This is a genomic window from Vibrio sp. YT-18, assembly GCF_033337345.1.
Lineage (GTDB): Bacteria > Pseudomonadota > Gammaproteobacteria > Enterobacterales > Vibrionaceae > Vibrio > Vibrio alginolyticus.
Genome location: NZ_JAWOQO010000095.1, coordinates 1 through 1,529, shown reverse-complemented (window position 1 = coordinate 1,529; position 1,529 = coordinate 1). Strand labels below are relative to the sequence as shown.

Genomic DNA, 1,529 nt, shown 5'->3' with positions numbered 1-1,529 from the left:
GCAGAGTTGCTTGAAAGTTGTTACGATTCAAATTCAATCATGAGATAGTCAGCAGATGAGCACTTCCAAGAACGCAGACAAGTAAGCCGCAGCAACCTTCATTTTTCGGTTGTTGCGGCGTTCTCATGAATCCTTTTGCTCTACGGGAGCGCCGCCAAATCCTTTGTTCAAGGAGATGGTTTCGTGCGCTCAAAAAACTTTAGTTGGCGGTACTCCCTTGCCGCCACGGTGTTGTTGTTATCACCGTTCGATTTATTGGCATCACTCGGCATGGACATGTACTTGCCAGCAGTGCCGTTTATGCCAAACGCGCTTGGTACGACAGCGAGCACAATTCAGCTTACGCTGACAACGTACTTGGTCATGATTGGTGCCGGTCAGCTCTTGTTTGGACCGCTATCGGACCGACTGGGGCGCCGCCCCGTTCTACTGGGAGGTGGCCTCGCCTACGTTGTGGCGTCAATGGGCCTCGCTCTTACGTCATCGGCTGAAGTCTTTCTGGGGCTTCGGATTCTTCAGGCTTGTGGTGCCTCGGCGTGCCTTGTTTCCACATTTGCAACAGTACGTGACATTTACGCAGGTCGCGAGGAAAGTAATGTCATTTACGGCATACTCGGATCCATGCTGGCCATGGTCCCGGCGGTAGGCCCATTGCTCGGAGCGCTCGTCGACATGTGGCTTGGGTGGCGGGCTATCTTTGCGTTTCTAGGTTTGGGCATGATCGCTGCATCTGCAGCAGCGTGGCGATTCTGGCCTGAAACCCGGGTGCAACGAGTTGCGGGCTTGCAATGGTCGCAGCTGCTACTCCCCGTTAAGTGCCTGAACTTCTGGTTGTACACGTTGTGTTACGCCGCTGGAATGGGTAGCTTCTTCGTCTTTTTCTCCATTGCGCCCGGACTAATGATGGGCAGGCAAGGTGTGTCTCAGCTTGGCTTCAGCCTGCTGTTCGCCACAGTGGCAATTGCCATGGTGTTTACGGCTCGTTTTATGGGGCGTGTGATACCCAAGTGGGGCAGCCCAAGTGTCTTGCGAATGGGAATGGGATGCCTGATAGCTGGAGCAGTATTGCTTGCCATCACCGAAATATGGGCTTCGCAGTCCGTGTTAGGCTTTATTGCTCCAATGTGGCTAGTGGGTATTGGTGTCGCCACAGCGGTATCTGTGGCGCCCAATGGCGCTCTTCGAGGATTCGACCATGTTGCTGGAACGGTCACGGCAGTCTACTTCTGCTTGGGCGGTGTACTGCTAGGAAGCATCGGAACGTTGATCATTTCGCTGTTGCCGCGCAACACGGCTTGGCCGGTTGTCGTGTACTGTTTGACCCTTGCAACAGTCGTGCTCGGTCTGTCTTGTGTTTCCCGAGTGAAGGGCTCTCGCGGCCAGGGGGAGCATGATGTGGTCGCGCTACAAAGTGCGGAAAGTACATCAAATCCCAATCGTTGAGAGAATGTGGCAAGCTATCGCCCAACAAATCGCTGCAGCCGACCCAAAACCGCTACGCGGTTTCGGTCGGCTGAGCTCAGGCGTTA

The 1,529-nt window shown here is 54.5% G+C and carries 1 protein-coding gene; it reads left to right on the top strand.

Annotation, left to right across the window (positions count from 1 at the left end; genetic code table 11):
• The first annotated feature begins 183 nt into the window (after positions 1-183).
• Entirely contained in the window at positions 184-1,443 is a 1,260-nt protein-coding gene (locus R7M72_RS24570; RefSeq protein WP_112901930.1) for a CmlA family chloramphenicol efflux MFS transporter, read from the top strand.
• Positions 1,444-1,529 lie beyond the last annotated feature (86 nt).